General features: G+C 69.2%; 16 protein-coding genes. 3 read left to right on the forward strand and 13 right to left on the reverse strand.

Annotation, left to right across the window (positions count from 1 at the left end; translation table 11 throughout):
- Positions 1-43: 43 nt before the first annotated feature.
- From FHQ07_RS08305 to FHQ07_RS08315, 3 genes are all read right to left on the reverse strand, one after another.
- Complete coding sequence (locus tag FHQ07_RS08305) at positions 44-502, reverse strand: hypothetical protein (RefSeq protein WP_139716365.1); 459 nt, start codon at positions 500-502, stop codon at positions 44-46.
- Positions 503-666: 164 nt separating this feature from the next.
- Positions 667-894 (reverse strand): hypothetical protein, encoded by a 228-nt coding sequence (locus FHQ07_RS08310; protein WP_139716366.1) that lies wholly within the window; start codon positions 892-894, stop codon positions 667-669.
- A gap of 128 nt (positions 895-1,022) precedes the next feature.
- Positions 1,023-2,045, reverse strand: a complete 1,023-nt coding sequence (locus FHQ07_RS08315; RefSeq protein WP_139716367.1) for a TIGR00266 family protein — start codon at positions 2,043-2,045, stop codon at positions 1,023-1,025.
- A 126-nt stretch (positions 2,046-2,171) separates the two neighbouring features.
- Here FHQ07_RS08315 and FHQ07_RS08320 point away from each other — a divergent pair, with 126 nt between their 5' ends.
- Positions 2,172-2,627, forward strand: a complete 456-nt coding sequence (locus FHQ07_RS08320) for a hypothetical protein (protein ID WP_139716368.1) — start codon at positions 2,172-2,174, stop codon at positions 2,625-2,627.
- A gap of 49 nt (positions 2,628-2,676) precedes the next feature.
- Here the strand turns inward: FHQ07_RS08320 and FHQ07_RS08325 are convergent, their stop codons facing one another.
- Genes FHQ07_RS08325 through FHQ07_RS08340 form a run of 4 tightly spaced genes read right to left on the reverse strand, consistent with a single transcriptional unit; the run spans position 2,677 to position 4,756 of the window.
- Complete coding sequence (locus tag FHQ07_RS08325; RefSeq protein WP_139716369.1) at positions 2,677-3,240, reverse strand: YdeI/OmpD-associated family protein; 564 nt, start codon at positions 3,238-3,240, stop codon at positions 2,677-2,679.
- Positions 3,237-3,488, reverse strand: a complete 252-nt coding sequence (locus FHQ07_RS08330; RefSeq protein ID WP_139716370.1) for a DUF2789 domain-containing protein — start codon at positions 3,486-3,488, stop codon at positions 3,237-3,239. The genes FHQ07_RS08325 and FHQ07_RS08330 overlap by 4 nt, the downstream gene beginning before the upstream one ends.
- 44 nt (positions 3,489-3,532) lie before the next feature.
- Complete coding sequence (locus tag FHQ07_RS08335) at positions 3,533-4,171, reverse strand: hypothetical protein (protein WP_139716371.1); 639 nt, start codon at positions 4,169-4,171, stop codon at positions 3,533-3,535.
- A gap of 57 nt (positions 4,172-4,228) precedes the next feature.
- A complete protein-coding gene (locus FHQ07_RS08340) occupies positions 4,229-4,756 on the reverse strand; it encodes a YgjP-like metallopeptidase domain-containing protein (RefSeq protein ID WP_139717963.1) in 528 nt (175 codons plus the stop codon).
- A gap of 64 nt (positions 4,757-4,820) precedes the next feature.
- Between FHQ07_RS08340 and FHQ07_RS08345 the strand changes: the two genes are divergently transcribed.
- Positions 4,821-5,375, forward strand: a complete 555-nt coding sequence (locus FHQ07_RS08345; RefSeq protein WP_139716372.1) for a DUF2058 domain-containing protein — start codon at positions 4,821-4,823, stop codon at positions 5,373-5,375.
- A 51-nt stretch (positions 5,376-5,426) separates the two neighbouring features.
- On the opposite strand, the gene FHQ07_RS08350 is transcribed toward FHQ07_RS08345, so the two are convergent.
- Positions 5,427-5,798, reverse strand: a complete 372-nt coding sequence (locus tag FHQ07_RS08350) for a YciI family protein (protein WP_139716373.1) — start codon at positions 5,796-5,798, stop codon at positions 5,427-5,429.
- Positions 5,799-5,902: 104 nt separating this feature from the next.
- On the opposite strand from FHQ07_RS08350, the gene FHQ07_RS08355 reads away from it, so the two are divergent.
- Positions 5,903-6,826 carry a dienelactone hydrolase family protein gene (locus FHQ07_RS08355; RefSeq protein WP_168191517.1) on the forward strand — a complete coding sequence of 308 codons (924 nt, stop codon included), beginning with the start codon at positions 5,903-5,905 and terminating at the stop codon, positions 6,824-6,826.
- Between the two features lie 13 nt (positions 6,827-6,839).
- On the opposite strand, the gene FHQ07_RS08360 is transcribed toward FHQ07_RS08355, so the two are convergent.
- The 5 genes from FHQ07_RS08360 to recC all read right to left on the reverse strand — a co-directional run bounded on the left by FHQ07_RS08360 (position 6,840) and on the right by recC (position 17,845).
- Positions 6,840-7,991, reverse strand: coding sequence for an alpha/beta fold hydrolase (locus tag FHQ07_RS08360; protein ID WP_168191518.1), 1,152 nt, complete (start codon positions 7,989-7,991; stop codon positions 6,840-6,842).
- 171 nt (positions 7,992-8,162) lie between these two features.
- The gene (locus tag FHQ07_RS08365) at positions 8,163-8,870 is read right to left on the reverse strand and encodes a DUF3800 domain-containing protein (protein ID WP_139716376.1); all 708 of its coding nucleotides are present in this window, start codon (positions 8,868-8,870) and stop codon (positions 8,163-8,165) included.
- A gap of 199 nt (positions 8,871-9,069) precedes the next feature.
- Positions 9,070-10,911, reverse strand: coding sequence for an exodeoxyribonuclease V subunit alpha (gene recD / locus FHQ07_RS08370; protein ID WP_139716377.1), 1,842 nt, complete (start codon positions 10,909-10,911; stop codon positions 9,070-9,072).
- A complete protein-coding gene (recB, locus tag FHQ07_RS08375; protein WP_139716378.1) occupies positions 10,908-14,495 on the reverse strand; it encodes an exodeoxyribonuclease V subunit beta in 3,588 nt (1,195 codons plus the stop codon). The genes recD and recB overlap by 4 nt, the downstream gene beginning before the upstream one ends.
- Positions 14,492-17,845: an exodeoxyribonuclease V subunit gamma gene (gene recC, locus FHQ07_RS08380; protein WP_139716379.1), complete on the reverse strand. Its 3,354-nt coding sequence runs from the start codon at positions 17,843-17,845 to the stop codon at positions 14,492-14,494. Before recC ends, recB begins: the two co-directional genes overlap by 4 nt.
- Positions 17,846-17,926: the final 81 nt, after the last annotated feature.

Here is a 17,926-nt window from a genome sequence, read left to right on the forward strand (position 1 = left end):
CCGGTCGATGCATGCCTTGGCGCATGTCCGCCTTCGCGGCGGCTCAGCGCCCATTGCGATCGAAATCGCCCGGCAACGCGCGCTCGATGTGGTGCCAGCCGTCGCGCACCGCGCCCTTGGCTTCCGACCATGCCAGCCGCGAATTCGCCTTGGTGGCGTCCCAGCCGCGCTCCAGCTCGTCCTGCACTTCCTCGAACTTGCGGCCCGCGTACTGGCCGTAGGTGTCGTAGCCGTACTTGTAGGCCGGCTGGTAGTCGCGCCATTCGCTGCCGCTCACGTAGTACGGCGCGGTCTTGTAGCGCTTCTCGAAATGGGCGTCGTACGCGGTCGGGTTGACCGCCTCGGCCAAGGCTCCGCCGCCCTTCGCGCCCAGTGCGCCGCCGGCCAGCGCACCCACCACGGTGCCGACCGGGCCCGCCGCCGAACCCACGGCCGCGCCCGCAACCGCACCTGCCACCGCGCCAGTCCCTTCACCGATGCTGTGATCCTTCTTGACCGCCATCTTGATGCTCCTTCTTCTCGTGGGGGAGCCGGCCGTTCCCTCTGCCGACGCCCACCACGATGCCGAAGCGCCCGTACCCGCGGCATCAACGCTTCGTTATGCGCGCCTGCACGCTCATGAACCGCTCATCCAGCTGACTGCGCCTGCACCAAACCGAATGCGGCTCACGCCAGGGCGGCTTCGCCGGCCTTCGGCTTCCAGCCCAGCAACCGCGCAGGCAAGGTCAGCAGCGCGTGCAGCAAGGCGAACAACGCCGAGAAGGTGATGCCGACCAGGCGGAACGGCAGCGACAGCAGCCATGCGACCGGCCACAACACCAGCGCCAGCACGGCCAGCGGCCAGCACAGCACCAGCAACACGCACCACACCGTGACGGCGATCAGGGTCTTCACGATATCGGTTCCCGCGATGGCGACGCTGCACATGCAGCGCCCGCACCATCGCAACACGCCCTCGGCATGCGCAAGCGATTTGCGACGAAACCCGGGATGGCGCGACGAACGCCATCCCGCTCCGCGGGTCAGAACGCGTTGTCGCCGTCCAGGATCCGCCCGATCCCGCCCAGCACCGAACCTTCGCCACGCGAACCGCCCTGCTGCGGCGCCGCCGCCAGCATGCGCCCGGCCAGGCGCGAGAACGGCAGCGACTGCAGCCACACCTTGCCCGGCCCGGTCAGGGTGGCCAGGAACACGCCCTCGCCGCCGAAGAACATGCTCTTCAGGCCGGCCACGCGCTGCACGTCCATGTTCACCGTGGCGTGGTAGCCGACCACGCAGCCGGTATCGACGTCGATGCGCTCGCCCGCGGCCAGCTCGCGCTCCACCACGCAGCCGCCGGCATGGATGAACACCCAGCCGTCGCCTTCGAGCTTCTGCATGATGAAGCCCTCGCCGCCGAACAGGCCGGTGAGCACCTTCTTCTGGAAATGGATGCCGACCTGCACGCCGCGCGCGCCGGCCAGGAAGCTGTCCTTCTGGCAGATGATGCGGCCGCCGTGCTCGTCCAGCTTCATCGCCATCACCGTGCCCGGGTACGGCGCGGCGAACGCGACCTTGGCCTTGCCGCTGCCGGCGTGGGTGTACATGGTGGTGAACAGGCTCTCGCCGGTGATCACCCGCTTGCCGGCGGACAGCAGCTTGTCCATGAAACCTCCGCCCTGGCCGCTGGCGGAACCGTCGCCGAACACGGTGTCCATCTGCACCGCGGAATCCTTGAACATCAGCGCGCCGGCTTCGGCGATGGCGGACTCGCCCGGGTCCAGCTCGATCTCGACGAACTGCATCTCCTGGCCGTGGATGCGGAAGTCGATCTCGTCGGCGCGGCCCTTGCCGCCGTTGCGCGGCGGCGGCGGCGGCGCGGCGGCGGCATCGCCCGGCACGCCATCGACCAGCTCGGCGATGTTGCGCGCCGGCAGCCAATCGCCCATGCCTTCCTTCCACGCCAGCAGCGACGGATTGCGCGCCGCGGCGGCGCGCGCGGCATCGGTGTCCATCGGGCCGAGGCGCTGGTTGCTGGCGGTGTCGTGCAGGTGCCACTGGCTCATCGCGAACTCCGGTGCGGGGAATGCGGCGGAGTCTAAGCCGCGCGCGATCGCTGGCAAGATGCCGGAAGTCGCGCTTGAGATGCGCTTCCATCGCCACCACTGCTTCGCTGGATCGATGCCGGGACGATGCGTCCTGCCCACGCCCTGTTGCTGTCCGCACTCGTCGGCCCCGCCGGCTGCGCTGCGCACGCGCCGCGCGCGGCCGCGGCTGCGCCGCCGATGCTGCTCGGCGAATTCGTCGACGACTACGGCATCGGCCATCGCGTCGATGCGCTGCAATGGCTGCAACGCCCCGGCACGCGCTACCGGGTAGTGGCCTGGCACCCCGATGGGCAATACCTGATCGCCCGCAACGACGCCGGCAACCGCAGCGATCCGGGCCGCTGGACGCGCATCGACTGGATGGCCCTGCCGGGCATGCCGCCGTACCAGTGGGCGTTCTGCCTGAGCGCCTGGAATGCGCCGACGCAGGCCGATGCCGAGCGCGCCGACACCGCCCGCCGCGACGCGCCGAAGACCGGCTGCAACGGCTATCCGTTCTCGCGCATGCGGCCGCTGCCGCAGGAACAGCGGTCAGGGTGAAGTTTCGCGGCCCAGCCCTGCGCTTCGATCAGCGCCATCGGCGCGCAATTCACTCTGCGCCCTTTTCCACGGCCGCTTCCGGCGCACCCATGTTGCCCTTGCTGTAGCGGCCGGAGCGGTCGAAGCAGCAGGCGCGGCGGTTGCCGCAGGCCAGCTTGTCGATCGCCACGCCGAGCCGCTTCACCCGCGTCTCCGCCTTCTTGCCGGAGCCGATCCAGTGGATCCAGTCGCGGCGCGCGACCGCGGTGATGTCCTTCCAGGTCGCCTTCGCGCCGGCGTTCGCGGCCAACGCCGCCTTCAGGTCGGCCGGCACTTTCGGCTCGGGTTCCTTCGCCACCGGCGCGATCTGCAGCGCCACCATCTCGCCCGCGCAGACGCCGGCCTTCTCGCGCAAGGCCTTGTCCACCTTCAGCCAGTGGCTGCCGTTGCCGTCGGGCTCCAGGGTGGCGACGAAAGGCTGGCCGGCGAACGTGCCTTCGACCGTGACCATGCTGCGCGTCGGCAGTTCCGCGCTGGCCGCGGCGGGCAGCAGCAGGAAGGTCCAGGTGGCCTTGTCCGGCTGCGCGGGGCGCAGCAGCCTGGCCTTGAAGCGGGTGGCGACGGCCGTGCTCATGCGCGCGCCGCCACCGCATCGGCATGCAGCGCCTCGCTGAGTTCGTCGATGACGATCGCCCAGTCCGCGTCCTCGCCCAGTTCCTCGCGCAGGAACTGGCGCTGGCCATCGTTCCAGTACCCGGCTTCGGCGATGCGCACGTCTTCCGGCAGCTGGTGGTCGCGGATGAAGGCGGCGATCTCGTGCTTGCCCGCCGGCAGCCCCAGCTGCAGGAACAGGTTGGTCATGCTGCTTTCGGTGGTATCCATGCGGGCTCCGGGCGCGGCGATGGGCGAGTGTCGTGGATGGCGCGTCAACGCGACAGTGCTGGCTTGCCCAGGCGCTTGCGCATGCGCGCCGGCAAGCGCCGGTCGATGAACAGGCTGCGCACTTCGGCCACGCTCAGGTAGCGGCCGCGCTTGCCCTCCTTGCCCATCACCTGCAGCAGCACCGGCCATTCGCCGTTCATCAATTGCCGATCGACCGGCCGCGCGCGGTCGCCGGCGCGCGCGAGGTTGGCATCCATCATCGCGGCCAGCTCATCGGCATCCAGGCCCAACTCGTGGCCGCCGGTTGCCGTCCGCTTGCGGCTGGCGAAACCCGCGAGTCGATCCAGTTCCGCCGTTCGCACGCGCCCGCGCGCGTCCAGGATCCGCGAACCCACGCCTTTCTTGTCGAACGGCCCGTCGCGCAACTTGTTGAGCCGCACGCCGTTGAGCGCGTTGTCGAGCAGCGCGCCGGGACCGAGGCCGTTGGCGAGCAGGGCGATCAGCCGGATCGCCAGCCCCGGCAGTTGCGGCTCGCCTTCGCCGGTGGCCGCCATCTGTTCGATCGCCCGGGTGGCGTCGCCGATCGTCGCCGCGCGGTTGTCCAGCTGGCCCTGCGCCACCAGCGCGCGCAGGAACGGGCAGGGATTGTTCGGCGAGACGGGATGCGGGCTGCGCTCGGCCATGGCCGGCTCCGGATGATGGACGTGCGGCCATCGTAGGGCCATCGCCGTGATGGCCGGTCAAGCCGGCGGCGGCGGCGGCGCGGGTCCCGCCGCCTTCGCCGCATCCAGTTGCGTCAGGTACAGGCGCAGGTCGAATTCCAGCTGGTGGTAATCCGGCGCCATGTGCGTGCACAGCTGGTAGAACGCCTTGTCGTGCTCGGCCTGCTTCAGGTGCGCCAGTTCGTGCACCACGATCATCTTCAGGAACTCGGCGGGCGCATCGCGGAACACCGAGGCGATACGGATCTCGCGGCTGGCCTTCAACTTGCCGCCCTGCACCCGCGAGATCGCGGTATGCGTGCCCAGCGCATGCTTCACCACCTGCAGCTTGCCGTCGTACAGCACCTTGCCCAGCGGCACCGCCTTGCGCATGTAGCGCTCTTTCAGCGCCTGCACGTAGGCGTACAGCTGGCCGTCGTTGCGCACCGCATGCCGCTCGCCGTATCTGTCGGCCAGCACCGCGCCCAGCCGGCCTTCGGCGAGCAGTTCGCGCACGCGCGCCTGCACGTGGGGCGGGTAGCCGGTGAGGTATTTCAGGGGCTGCATCGGGCGGGCGTCGGCGGCGATGGCCGTATCATGGGCCAAGCAAACACCCACAAGAAAGCGCGCGATGGCGAAGGGAAATCCCCTGCAGGAACAGTTGCTCAAGGCCGGCCTGGTCAAGAAATCCAAGGTCTCCGCGGTCGCGCGCGAACAGCACCTGGCCCGGCATGCCAAGGCCGGATCGGCGCCCAGCGAAACCGCGCTGGACGCCGAACGCGCCCGCGCCGACAAGGCCGAGCGCGACCGCGCGCTGGAACGCGAGCGCAAGGCGCAGTCGCGGATCGCCGAACTGCGCGCGCAGGCGCGGCAGATCGTCGACGACAAGCGGCTGCCCGCAGCGGGCGAGATCGAATACCGCTTCAGCAGCGACGGCGCGATCCGCACGATCCTGGTCGACGAGGACCAGCGCAGGAAGCTGTCCACCGGCGCGCTGGTGATCGCCCGCGTGGGCGAACGCCATGCACTGCTGCCGCGCGCCGCCGGCGACAAGGTGCGCGAACGCGATGCCGGGATGATCGTGCTCGACCACGGCCAGGGCGCGGACGGCGACGCCAGCGCGGACACCTCCGAGGACGATGCCTACTACGCGCAGTTCAAGGTGCCCGACGACCTGGTGTGGTGAGCGGGACGCAATGGGCCAAAGGCCCCGCACCCGACCACCAGCGCGCCCGGTTCATCGCGCCAAATAGAACTCCAGCGGAATCAGCTCGACCGCCCAGCCGCCCTGCTCGCCAATCTGCGCGGCCGGATGCATCGCGGCGATGCGCAGCGCCTCGTCATGGTTGTCCGCCTCGATGATGAACAGGCCGCCCACCACTTCCTTGGACTCCGTGTAGGGCCCGTCGGTGATGCGCGTCTTGCCGGCCTGCGGAAGCAGCGTGCGCCAGTGCTCCAGGTCGCCGAGCGACGCGGAGACCAGCACCTTGCCGGTCGCGCGCATCTTCTCGTCCAGCGCCGGACATTGGCTGACCAAGGCCTTGACCTCGTCCGGCGACAGTTCGGCGAATCGTTCGGGGGTGAAGTAGGCCAGGCCGAGGTATTGCATGGGGGTTCTCCGGGTGGGATGCCTTGACGACGATGCAGGGTGCGCGGAATCGACACGGGCTGCGGAACGTGGGCGTTTTCGAATGCGCATTATCATCGCCGCCCATGGATGACATGGCCACGCTGCTTCGAGAGCGCCTGCGGCTCGCCGAGCCCGTGCCCGTGGACTTCCAGCGCGGCGCAGTCGAAGCCTGCGACGGCTTCGACCGGCAACGGATCGAATACCGCGGCCTCGAAGGCGACCGCATCCCGGCCTTCCTGTTCACTCCGCAAGGGCGCGCGGCGCATGGCGGCGTGGTCGTCTTCCACCAGCACAACGGCGAGTTCCATTTCGGCAAGAGCGAGGTGGCCGGCATCGTCGGCGACCCGTTCCAGGCCTTCGCTCCGGCGCTCGCGCGCAGGGGACTCTCCGTGCTCGCCCCGGATGCGATCAGTTTCGAAGACCGGCGCGGCGCGGTGCAGGGCACGGAACCGGACTTCCACGACTGGCTGCAGCACTACAACGCCATGAGCCATCGCCTGCTGGAAGGCGACCTGCTGATGCGCAAATGCCTGGACGACGCGCAGCGGGCGCTGAGCGTGCTGCTGCAGGCCTGCGGGATCGATGCAGCGCACGTGGGCGTGGCGGGCCACTCGTATGGCGGCACCACCGCGCTGTACCACGCTGCCGTCGATGCGCGCTGCCGGTTCGCCTGCATCAGCGGCGCGGTCTGCAGTTTCGAAACGCGCCTGCGCGAAGGCACCGGCATCCTGCTGTTCGAAACCGTGCCCGGGCTGGCCCGCCAACTCGGCCACCACGACCTGCTGTCCGCCATCGGTCCGCGGCCGGCGCTGGTGGTGTCGGGCACGCAGGACAAGTATTCGCGGGATGCGGACCAGGTGGTGGCGCGGGTCGCCGGCGATTTCATCACCGAGCTGCGGGTCGAGCGCGGGCATGCGCTGGACCAGGAGCGGTTCGATGCGATGGTCGGCTGGATCGTCGGCCGCGCGTGCGGTCAGGCAAACGCAACCGCGAACGGCCGCACGTGAACCGGATTGCGTCCTATTCCAACGCGCGATGCAGCAACCCGTAGAACTCGTCGGCCTGCTTGGGGCGCTCCAGCCATGGCAAGTGGCCGCATTCGTCGATCAGCTTGATCTCGGTTTGCGGCAACACGGTCGCGATCGACGTGGCAACGGATTCGTCGATCGGATCCTGCTTGCCCTTGATCAGGATCACCGGAACCGAGCCTGCGCCTTTCAACGCCAGGATCATCGTCTCGGAATTGGCGAAGTAGCTGGGCATGGCGAACTTGCCGACGCCGTCCTGGCCGAATGCGCCGTCCGCGCCGGATCGGGTGGCCAGCGCGCGGTCTCGATCATAGAAATAGCCCGGCCACTTAGCCTTCAGTTCCAGGTTCGGGTCGTGCGCCGCCTGCCCCGCCTGGAGCATGGCCAGGTCGCTTTCGGTCAGCTTTGCCCGCAAGTTCTCGCCGAACGGCTTCACGAAACTCGGGTCGAGACCGCCCGGATCCAACAGCACCAGCTTCTCCACGCGCGCCGGCTGCCTGGAGAGATACAGCATCGCCAGCATCCCGCCCCAGGAGTGGCCCACCAGCACCAGTTTCTGCAGGCCCAGGTGCTTGCGCAGCGCCTCCAGGTCATCGACGTAAGCGTCGACCGACAGGTGTGCGGCATCGACCACCGGGAGGATCGACTTCCCGGTTCCCCGCTGGTGCAAGACGATCACCCGGTGGCGGCGGGCCAGATCCTCCCACACGGGTTGCATGTACACGGGATTCAGGCCGGGGCCGCCGGCCAGCAGCACGACCGGGCTGCCGCGTCCGACCGCCTGCACGTACAGCGTCGTCCCGTCGTTGCTGGCGATCTGGTCGTGGGACGCCGCCGCCGTGTGCGTTCCCGCGGATGCAGGTGGCGGCATCGCCGCGGTCGAACCGGCGAGCAGCGCGAACAACACGGCGCCGGGAAAGAGGCGTTTCAGTCCATGCACCCCGCTGTTCCCGGAGCGGACGGCCGAAGCGCGATCAGCGTGCTTGCCTGGCATGTTCTGCACTCCCTGGAGAGAGGCTGATATCGCGATTATGCGCGCAGATCCCGCGATGATTGGAAAGTCGACTCTGATCCGGGTTTTCCCACCCGCGTTTTCCGCTTTTCCTGAAATGTTCTCTGACTCCTTTCCGCCACTTTTCGCCAATGAAAAGTTATCCACAAGTCGCTTTAGAAGCTGTGAATAAGTTGTTGACAGATCAGTGCCGGAGCACGACGATTCGACAGCGCCCCCGGCAGCCGAAGCCCCTACCCACGGTAGGGGAAACGGCATAGGTCGCGGCCCTTGTGGTCTAGGCTGTCGGGCGCCTTCTTTTTCTCACCTGAGCCTGAAATTCCAGACGCCCATGCGGCGCTCGGTCTTTGGTGTTTCATTGCCCAGTCGCAAACGTCCTGCGCAGTTCGCGACAGTAGTCGCAAGCGAGCATTTGGCTGCGCTTGGATTTTCTGCCGCATCGTGATCGTTCTTGTGCCATGCGACCGCGCCCGTAAGTAGGTCTGCCAACTGCAGCAGGCGAGTCCCTTTCGAATCTCGATGAGCAACCCGTGTAAACGGCTGGCGATCGAACTTTCTGCTGGATGCACTGTTCAAGATCGTTTCCAGTTCGTAGGGATTTCGATTCGAATTGCGTGAGTCGAGATCGGCGACGATTTTCTCGTACTCACCATATGGCACTGCTGCACGGTGGAAGAGCAGCTGAAACATGAACTTGTTGTAGCCAAGATCAGGGTCGCCATTGTTGAACTTTCGGTGGTTCAGGCCGTGACAGTTCAGGATTAAGGAGTGAAATTCAGCACCTCGTGGCACGAGGACATCGAAGTAATGCGCAACGAACTCCTCGTATACAGGCAGCTTCCCTCTACTGACTTTCGTCCACTTAAGCTCGCCGTGCATGCGGTGCGACTCGAGCACCTGCCGCAGTCCGGTTTCGGCTTCCTGCACTAGGGTGCCAGGAAGGATCAGGGCACCGAGCACCATGTAGTGGTGCGCGTTCTGACAGCTTTCATCTGCGAAGACGTGGCGCAAGGACTAGCCTTTACCTACATATGGTTCGTTGATTCTGGGTAGCCAATTTTTCGGGGGCAAGACTTGACAGTGCAGAGAATCCAACCGGTTTCCCTCCACTACATATCTGTCCAACTACCGGACTATTGCCGGACTATGCGGCGGTCGATTCGATCGACAGCAAGAACTGAAGCCACTTAGGGCTATCCAAAGCTAGGACTCATAAGCCCTGTGGCTTTATCCCCAATCTCCACCCCAACCCCGAAACCCGCCCCGCATGACGCCCCAGCGCCGCCGCAATCACCTCGGCACTGCCCGCCACATGCAGCGCGCTGCGCGCCCGCGTCATCCCGGTGTACACCAGCTCGCGACTGAGCACGCGGCTGTCCACCCGCGGCAACTGCAACCACACTTCATCGAACTCGCTGCCCTGCGCCTTGTGCACGGTCATCGCGAACGCTGATTCGTGCGCGGGCAGCGCGGCGGGATGGAAGGCGCGCACGCCGCCCTCGCCGGGGAACCACGCCAGCGGGGTGCCGGCCTCGTCGGCCAGGCAGATGCCGACGTCGCCGTTGAACAGGCCGTGGCGATAGCTGTTCTCGGTGACCAGCAGCAGGCGGCCGGGGAACCATGCGGGCGGGCTGCCGATGCGGCGGCCGGACAGCGCGGCCTCGATGCGCGCGTTGAGGCCGCGTGCGCCCTGCGCGCCTTCGCGCAACGCGGTGAGCAGGCGCAGGCGGTTGGCCTGGCGCAGCGCGTCGGCGGGATCGGCGTGGCTGGCCAGCGTGCGGAAATGGCCGAGCAGGTCGGGCCGCGCCTGCAGCGGATCGTCCGCGTGTTCGTGGAAGTGCACGTTGGCGAGGCGGCCGCTGCGCAGCAGCGCTAGCGCTTCACGCGCGTCGCCGTTGCGCACGGCTTCGGCCAGCGGCGCCAGCTGCAGCGCCTCGTCCTGCCGCCAGCCGCGTTGCAGGTGGACGCGATGGCCGCGCAGGCCATCGGCATCGGCATCGACCGGCCTGCTCTCGAACGGCATGCTGCCAAGCAGTGGATGCAAGGCATCGGCATCGTCGGCCGACAGCGCATCGCCGGCACCGGCGGCGGCCAGGATCGCGGCCAGCACGTCGCCGGCTTCGACCGAGGGCAATTGGTCGGGATCGCCCAGCAATACCAGTTGCGCGCCGTCGGCCACCGCTTCGCTGAGCTTGCACATCAGCGGCAGGTCGACCATCGAGGCTTCGTCCACCACCACGACATCGAACGGCAGCGGGTTGTCGGCGTGGTGGCGGAAACGCGGCGTATCCGGAACGGTGCCGAGCAGGCGATGCAGGGTGCTGGCCTGCGCGGGCAGCGCGGCAAGCAATTGCGGATCGATGCCCTGCGCGGCCATCTGCGCGGTGGCGCGGCGCAGGCTTTCGGCCATGCGGTCGGCGGCGCGGCCGGTGGGCGCGGCCAGCGCGATGCGCAGCGGTACGTTGCCGGCCTGCAACGCCTGCGCGATGCGCAACACCAGCAGGCGCGCGATCGTGGTGGTCTTGCCTGTGCCGGGGCCGCCGGTGACCAGCAGCAGCGCACGCCGCAGCGACAGCGCGGCGGCGCGGGCCTGGTGGTCGCCGTCGCGCGCCTCCGGGAACAGCGCGGCGAACAGCGGCGCGATGGCTGCGATGTCGCCTTGCATCGGGTGCGCGGCGATGCGCTGCAACTGCAACGCGAGCCGGCGTTCGTATTCGCGATAGCGGCGCAGGTAGAGCAAGCCGTTTTCCAGCGCGAGCGGCGCGGCATCCGCTTCTTCGACCGGCGAAGCGGGCGTGGCGACGAAACGCGAGGCCGCGAGTTGCTGCAACCACGCATCGGCCTGCGGCCAAGCGATCTCGGCATCGACCAGCAGCGCGGGCGATGCGGGGTCGAATCCGGCATGGCCGTGGGCGACGGCCAGCGATGCCAGCGCGGCAGCGGCCAGCACGTCGTCCGGCGTGGACGGATCGAGCCGGCACAGGGTGTTGGCCAGCGCATCGTCCAGCGTGCGCAGCACGCCGGCCTGTTGCAGGGCGCGCAGCAGGCTCATGCGGCGGCCTCCGTGCGTGCATGACCGAACAGCGCATCCAGCGCGGCGATCAGTTCCGGCGCAAAGCGTTGCGCGTGGATGCCGGGGGAATCGACGCGCGCGGCATCGAGGCCGCGGCAAAACACATAACGGATGCCGCCGAAATCGCGCGCGTAATCGTAGCCATCGCCCAGGCGGAAGCGCAGCCAGCGATGCAGGGCGAGCGTGTAGATCAAGGCCTGCAGGTCGTATTCGCTGTGCGCCATCGCGCGCTGCAGCGCTGCCGGGTCGTAGGCGGGCAGGCGGTTGGACTTGTAGTCGAGCACGTACCACTTGCCGTCGTGCCGATAGGTCAAATCGATCAGGCCGGTCATCAAGCCTTCCAGCATGCGGCGCAGGCCGAAGCCGTGGCGTTCGCGGACCATGCCATGCGCGTGCAGCAGCGCGAGCAAGGCATCGACCTGGGTCGGCTGCAACGCGAACTGGAATTCGATTTCCGCGCGGCGCTCGTCGATGGGGACATCGCACAGGCGCACGCCTTCCGGAAGGGCGACGGTCAGGGTCTGCCCGATCAGTTCCGTCGTGATGGCGATGCCGTCGTCGATCGCCTCGGCGGCATAGCCTTCTTCGCGCAAGGCATCGGCGATCACCGCCGTTTCTTCGCCCGGCGCGGCATCGCCTGCCTGCCAGTCGCGCCATGCGGCGAAATCGGCATGCTCGAGTGCGGCATGCAGCGCCACGCCGTAGCGGTTGCCGGCGAAGCGCGGATCGAACGTGGCATCGGGCAGCGCGTCTTCGCCGACTTCCGGTTCGTCGTTGCCGCCGCTGGCCGGCAGCGTCGCGGCGCTGGCGGATTCGACGCCGGCATCGGCCTTCGACAGCTGGCTGAAGCTGTACACCCACCAGTCCTGTGGCGGCAGCGGTTTCGCGGTGCGCGCGGGCGCGACCTGTGCAGCGGCGGCGAACGACAAGCGCGGCAGCGCGGCGGGCGTTGCCTCGGCATCGAACGCGATGCCGGCGGCGGTGAGTGCAGCGGCATCGCCGAGCATCGCGTGCAAGGCGGTCTTGTCGCTGGCGAAGAAGTCGCCACTGGCGAGCCACAGCGCATGCTCGGCGCGGGTCAGGCCGACGTAGAGCAGGCGCGCGTCCTCGGCGTGTTGTTCGCGTTTCCATGCCTCGCTGGCATCGCTCCACTGCGCCTCGGCGAGATCGGATTTCCAGTGCAGGCGGCGACCATGCGTGTCGTCGTGGACGATGCAATGACTGCCCGGCGCCGCCTCCTTGCGACCGATGCCGACGAAGGGCAGGAACACCAGCGGATATTCCAGGCCCTTGCTCTTGTGCAGGGTCACGATCTGCACGCGGCGCGCATCGGATTCCAGCCGCAGCAGCTGGGTCTCGTCGTCGGGATCGGCATCGGCGATGCGCTGGCCCAGCCAGTCCACCAGGCCGTGCAGGCCAAGTGCATTCGCCTGCGTTTCCTGCAGCAGTTCGGCCAGCTGCAGGTAATTGCTGAGGCGGCGCTCGCCATCGAGCAGGCCGAGCAGGCGTTGGCCATGGCTTGCACAGAGATCGCCGACCAGCGCCAGCGGACCGCCGCGCAGCAGGCGCTCGCGCCAGCCCAACGCGCGTTGCTGCCAGTCGCGGTGCGCGCCAGCATCGACTTCGAGTGCGTCGATGCCGCGCGCATCCACCCCGACCAGCACCGTCGACAGCGCGGTGCGCAGGCGACCATCGTCGCCGGCGTGCAGCAGGGCCAGCAGCAGCGCGTGCAGCTCGCGCGCCTCGCCGGTGGCGAACAGGCTCTGCTTGCCGGCGGCGACCGCGGCGATGCCGAGCGCGGCCAGCGCCTGCTGGACCATCGTCGCCTCGCGGTGCGAACGCACCAGCACGGCGATGTCGCCGGGCTGAACGGGCTGGCCGTCGATCAGCGCAGTGCCGGCGCGCGCCTCCGACAGCACGCGATGGATCGCGGCGACGCAGGCCGCGGTGGCGAGCCGACGCGCATCGCCGGCGCTCCACGGCTTGCGCTTGCCCTTCTCGTCCGGCGGCGGTTGCGGCGCTTGCCACAGGGTCAGCGCCGTCGCCGGTTGGTCGTCGCGGATGAAATCGCCGTCGCTGCGCGTGCCGCCGGCGTCGACTTCGTGGAACTCGATGCGTGGATCGACGAAGGCGGCCTCGCCCGCCTGCGCATACAGCGCGGCGATGGCCTTGAGCACGCCCGGCCGCGAACGGAAGTTGTGCGACAGCGGCGGCGCGCGTTCGGCGATGGCGGCGGCATCGAGGTAGGTGTGCACGTCACCGCCGCGGAAGCCGTAGATCGCCTGCTTGGGGTCGCCGATCACGAACAGCGCGGGATCGTGGCTGCGGCTGCCGAACACGGTGTCGAAGATCGCCCACTGGCGCGTGTCGGTGTCCTGGAATTCGTCGACCAGCGCGACCGCGTATTGCCGGCGCAGTGCGGCCGCCAATGCACCGTCGTGATCGCGCGCCAATGCATCGGCGACGCCGTCGATCAGGTCGTCGTAGGTCTGCACGCGCAGCTGGCGCTTGCGCAAGGCGAGGCGCGTGCGGGCGTCGTCGCGAATCTTGTGCAGCAGGGCGATACGGCGACGAGCCGCGTAATCGCGTTGCGCCTGCAGCGCCGCCAGGTAGGCTTCGATCTGCGCGGAGAAAGGCGAGGCCGGCACCTTCGCTTCCTTGCCCTTGTTGGCCTTGGCCAACAACGCCTGCGCGGTGAGCCGGGCGATGCGCTCGTCCAGCGGCGCGGCGTAATCGCCCGCCTCGCACCAAGCGGACAGCTGCTGCCACAGCGCGTTGAGCCAGTCCTTGCGATAGCTGTTGCCGTTGAGCGTCTTGGCATCCACCGCTGCCAGCACATCGCCGAAGAAGGCATATCCGTGCTGCCCGTATTCCTCCGCCAATGCCGCGCCCGCCGCGCGCAACCCCGGTTGCGGATCGGGCGGCAGCGGCGTATTCGGCGGCAATAGCACCGGCTCGCGCAGCAAATCCTTGAGGTCGGCGGCCAGCGCCACATGCCCCTGCGGCCACAGCGCGGCGAGATCCTCGGCGGCGGCCTCGTCATTGCCGTGCGCGCGCCACAGGTCCGCGGCCAATGCTTCGCGCAGCTCACGTTCGTTGGCCAGCAGCTCCGGCGCGTCGAAGCCCTGCCCGCTTTCCACCGCATGTTCGCGCAGCACGCGTGCGCAGAAGCCGTGGATGGTGAAGATCGCGGCCAGGTCGATGTCGAGCACGGCCTGGCGCAGGCGGTGGCGCAGCGCGGCATCGTTTTCCCCGCTGCGCGCGCGATGCGCATCCAGCAGCGCGCGGGTCAGCGTCGCTTCGGGACTTTCGTTTTCGCCGGCAGGCGCATCCAGCAATGCCAGCGTCAGCTGCAGGCGTTCGCGGATGCGCTTGCGCAGTTCCTGCGTGGCCGCCTCGGTGAAGGTGACGGCGAGGATCTGGCCGATGCGCAGCCCGCGCTCGACCACGAGCCGCGTCACGAGGGTGGCGAGGGTGTAGGTCTTGCCGGTGCCGGCGCTGGCCTCGACCAGGCGCACGCCATCGAGCGGCAGGTCGAGGTAGGGATCGCGCGGCGCGCTCATGCGGCGTCCTCCGCGTCGTCCGGCAGGGCGTCCGCACCGATGGCGGGTGGCGGCAACGCTTCACCGGCGGTTACTGCGCCGTAAATGACGAAGGCGAGCTCAGCGAACTCCTCCAACGTGGCGGCATCGGCGAACGGATCGCGGCCGCGCAGCGCGAGCCGCAATGCCTCGCCCTCGCCTTCCGCCCATTGCCGTTCGCCGCCGCGCCAGCGGTTGGCCGCAGCGCGCACGCCGCGTTCGGTGTCGACCGCGCTGAACAGCTCCCACGCGCTGTACGGCGCGAACGGCAGCGGCCGCTGCAGGCCGGCGCGGCGCAACGCGACCAGGGCATGCAGCGCATCGATGGCGGAGTCGCGCGACAACGGCGCACGCGCATGCGGGCCGATGCCGCGTTCTTCGTCTTCGTGGAATTCGTAAAACGGCAGCGCGATGCCGGCCGCCGTCGCCAGCAGCCAATCGAGGCCGTGGCGGATCGACGACGGCCCGTTCGGCTTGCCGAAGCGCAGCCGCGCGATGCCCTGCGGGAACACCTCGTCGATGCGGCCGTGCAGGCGCAGGCCATCGACCATGACCTCGAGCGGCAGCGATGTCGCTGCGGCCTGGTTGCGCCACTGCGCGTAGGCCTGCGCGTACGGCGCGACCTCGTGCTGCACTTCCCGCAGCGCGCGTTCGCCGAACGGCCCCGACGGCAGCAGGCCACGCGCGCGCAGCAGCGGCTGCAACGTGGCGGCATCGTGTCCCGCCAGCACGCCATCGAACACCGCGCGCTGCAACAGGCTGCGCTGCAGCCCGCGCGCGGGCGCCTGCAGGGGTTCGATGTCGTCTTCGGCGGAGGCGGTTTCCGGCAGGCGCAGGGCGAGGCGCTGCTTGAGGAACTGGCCGGCGGGGTCCAGCAGGAAGTGGCGCAATGCGTCCAGCGACAGGTCGCCTTCGGCCTGCTCCGGCGCGCGCAAGGCATCGCCCACGGCGATCCAAGGCGACAGCGGCGCACGCGCGGCGGACAGGCTGTCGGCAGCGGCATGCCATTGCCGGCGATAACTGAAGACGCGCGCGTCCGGCCTGCCCGCGGTACCGAACGCGGCGGGCGAGAACGGCTGCAGCGGATGGCGCAGCACCAGCGCCTGCGCCGATGCATCGCGATCGACGTGATACGCCGCGGCGGCGGCCAGCAATTCGGTCACCAGCGCCGAAGGTTCGCGTGCGCTGCCGTCGCGCGGATCGGCCCCGAGCCAACTGAGATAGAACACGTCCTGCGCGGCGGCGAACAGTTGCAGGAACAGGTAGCGGTCGTCCTCGCGGGTGGAACGGTCGCCGTGGCGGCGTTGTGGCGTGCCGAGTTCGGCGGTGAGGCGATTGAGGCCGGCGGCGGGATCGCGGCGCGGGAAGTCGCCGTCGTTCATGCCGAGCAGGCAGATCGCGCGGAACGGCAGCAGCCGCATCGGCACCATCCGCGCGAAGCTGACGCCGCCGGTGAGCAGCGGCGCGCGGGTGTCGGCTTCGCTCAGCAGCGCGCTGAAATGCGCGCGCACCACTTCGGCGGGAATCGGCGCATCGACGCCGGCCTTGTCGGCATCCGCGGCGAACTGCTTGACCAGCACGCGCAGGCGATCCAGCGCGCGCGCGCTGGCGGGCGCTGCCGGTGGTCGCGGCCACAGCGTTTCCAGCACGCCATGCAGGCGCTCGCGCCACTGTGCGGGCGATGCGGGCTCGGCGAACACGCGCTGCTGGCGCGCGAGCAGACGCAGCAATTTCAGCAAGGCATCCAGCGCGGCCAGCGTGCCGCCTTCCAGTTCGCTCCACGGCGCGACGCCGGCGATCGCGTCCTCGCTGCCGCTGGCATGGCCGAGCAACAGGCGATCCAGCGCGAACTGCCAGGTGTAGGCATCGTCGAACGGCGCGCCGCTGCGCGCGCGATGCGCGGCATCCAGCCCCCAGCGTGCGCCGGCGCCCTGCAGCCAGCCGCGCAGGCGTTCGATGTCGTCGGCGTCGAGGCCACTGGCCTCGGCCAGCGGCGGGCTGGCGAGCAGGTCCAGGGTTTCCTCCAGCCCGAAGCGCGAGACCGGCAGTGCCAGCAGGCGCAGGAACACCTCGGCCAGCGGTTCGCCGGCGAGCGGACTGGCATCGGCGACCGCGTACGGGATGGCGTCGCGCTCGCCGTGGCCGCCGAACACGGCATCGAGATACGGCAGGTAGGGATCGATGTCCGGCGCCAGCACCGCGATCTCGCGCGGCTGCAGCGGCGGGTCGAAGCGCGGATCTTCCAGCAGCGCGCGCAGGCGGTCGTGCAGCACCTGCAGTTCGCGCAGGCGGGTGTGGCAGGCGTGGAACTGCAGGCTGGGATCGTCGGCGTCGATGCCGGCGCGCCTGTCGCCGGACGGTTCCGCGCGGCGATGGAACAGGTCCGCCTGCAGCCGATGCAGCAGGCTGTCGCGCAACGCGCCGTCGGCCTGTTCGGGATCGGCATACGCGGCGATCTCGCCGGAGGGATGCACGACTTCGTAGCTGCCGAGCAGGGCCATGAAGTCCTTGCCGGCCGCGCCCCAATCGCGCAGCAGTGGGTTCTCGTTCGCGGCAGCGGCGAACGGATCGGCGCCTGCGCGCAAGCGCGCGCCGAGCGATTGCAGGTCGCCCCAGTATTTCGCGCTCGGCGTCGGCAGATAGAAGTGCAAGGTGCCGACGCGCGATTGCGTCGCCAGCACGCGCAACACGTCCGGCGAGATATTGAGCGTGCCGAAGGCGAACAGGCGCAGCGGCAAACCGATCGGCAGCGCATCGCCCTCGGCGAAACGGGCGAGGTACTGCTGGATGCGGCGCGCGCGATGGCTGCGGCCGGCGACCACCGCGCGCCACAGGATGGCTTGCGGGTCATCGGGGTCCGCGCCGTCCTCCCAACGCAGCAGCCAGTCGCGGCGCCAGGCCTGGTATTTCTCGAACACCGCGGCCAGTTCGCCGGCCAGCGCCCACGGCTTGACCGGATCGTCGCCGGCCAGCGAGGCCTGCAACGGGCGCAGTGCGGGCCGCGCCAGCAACACCGGATCGGTCAGCGCGGCGTACAACCGCCACTGCAGGCTGGCGGCATCGAGGTCGTCCTGCGCGGGGCCGAGGTTCGCCGCCAGCGCCCGCGCCACGAACTCGCCGGGAGTCAGGAAGTCCAGGTTGGCGGCGATGCCGTGCCGCCGCGCCAGCGTGGCCTGCAGCCAGCGCCGCATCGCCACCTGCGGGATCAGCACGATGTCCGCCGCCAGCGGCGATTGCCCGGGCACCGGCTTGCGCAGTTCATCGGCCAGCAGTTCGGACAGCACCTCCAGCGCGTTGGAGTGGTAGAGGCGGAAGTCGGGCGCGGCGGGCATGAGTCACCGCATTGTGCAGGAGGCGGTCGCGCCGGCTGCGACCGCCCGGCATTGGCCGCAAATGCGACGCCAGAGCGTTTC

The sequence above is a fragment of the Thermomonas aquatica genome, assembly GCF_006337105.1.
GTDB classification, from domain to species: Bacteria; Pseudomonadota; Gammaproteobacteria; order Xanthomonadales; family Xanthomonadaceae; genus Thermomonas; species Thermomonas aquatica.

What these genes read in the sequence shown, in the direction of transcription:
- FHQ07_RS08305 (WP_139716365.1), bottom strand. Translation starts at nt 502, where the DNA reads ATGGCGGTCAAGAAGGATCACAGCATCGGTGAAGGGACTGGCGCGGTG.
- FHQ07_RS08315 (WP_139716367.1), bottom strand. Translation starts at nt 2,045, where the DNA reads ATGAGCCAGTGGCACCTGCACGACACCGCCAGCAACCAGCGCCTCGGC.
- FHQ07_RS08320 (WP_139716368.1), top strand. Translation starts at nt 2,172, where the DNA reads ATGCGTCCTGCCCACGCCCTGTTGCTGTCCGCACTCGTCGGCCCCGCC.
- FHQ07_RS08325 (WP_139716369.1), bottom strand. Translation starts at nt 3,240, where the DNA reads ATGAGCACGGCCGTCGCCACCCGCTTCAAGGCCAGGCTGCTGCGCCCC.
- FHQ07_RS08330 (WP_139716370.1), bottom strand. Translation starts at nt 3,488, where the DNA reads ATGGATACCACCGAAAGCAGCATGACCAACCTGTTCCTGCAGCTGGGG.
- FHQ07_RS08335 (WP_139716371.1), bottom strand. Translation starts at nt 4,171, where the DNA reads ATGGCCGAGCGCAGCCCGCATCCCGTCTCGCCGAACAATCCCTGCCCG.
- FHQ07_RS08340 (WP_139717963.1), bottom strand. Translation starts at nt 4,756, where the DNA reads ATGCAGCCCCTGAAATACCTCACCGGCTACCCGCCCCACGTGCAGGCG.
- FHQ07_RS08345 (WP_139716372.1), top strand. Translation starts at nt 4,821, where the DNA reads ATGGCGAAGGGAAATCCCCTGCAGGAACAGTTGCTCAAGGCCGGCCTG.
- FHQ07_RS08350 (WP_139716373.1), bottom strand. Translation starts at nt 5,798, where the DNA reads ATGCAATACCTCGGCCTGGCCTACTTCACCCCCGAACGATTCGCCGAA.
- FHQ07_RS08355 (WP_168191517.1), top strand. Translation starts at nt 5,903, where the DNA reads ATGGATGACATGGCCACGCTGCTTCGAGAGCGCCTGCGGCTCGCCGAG.
- recD (WP_139716377.1), bottom strand. Translation starts at nt 10,911, where the DNA reads ATGAGCCTGCTGCGCGCCCTGCAACAGGCCGGCGTGCTGCGCACGCTG.
- recB (WP_139716378.1), bottom strand. Translation starts at nt 14,495, where the DNA reads ATGAGCGCGCCGCGCGATCCCTACCTCGACCTGCCGCTCGATGGCGTG.
- recC (WP_139716379.1), bottom strand. Translation starts at nt 17,845, where the DNA reads ATGCCCGCCGCGCCCGACTTCCGCCTCTACCACTCCAACGCGCTGGAG.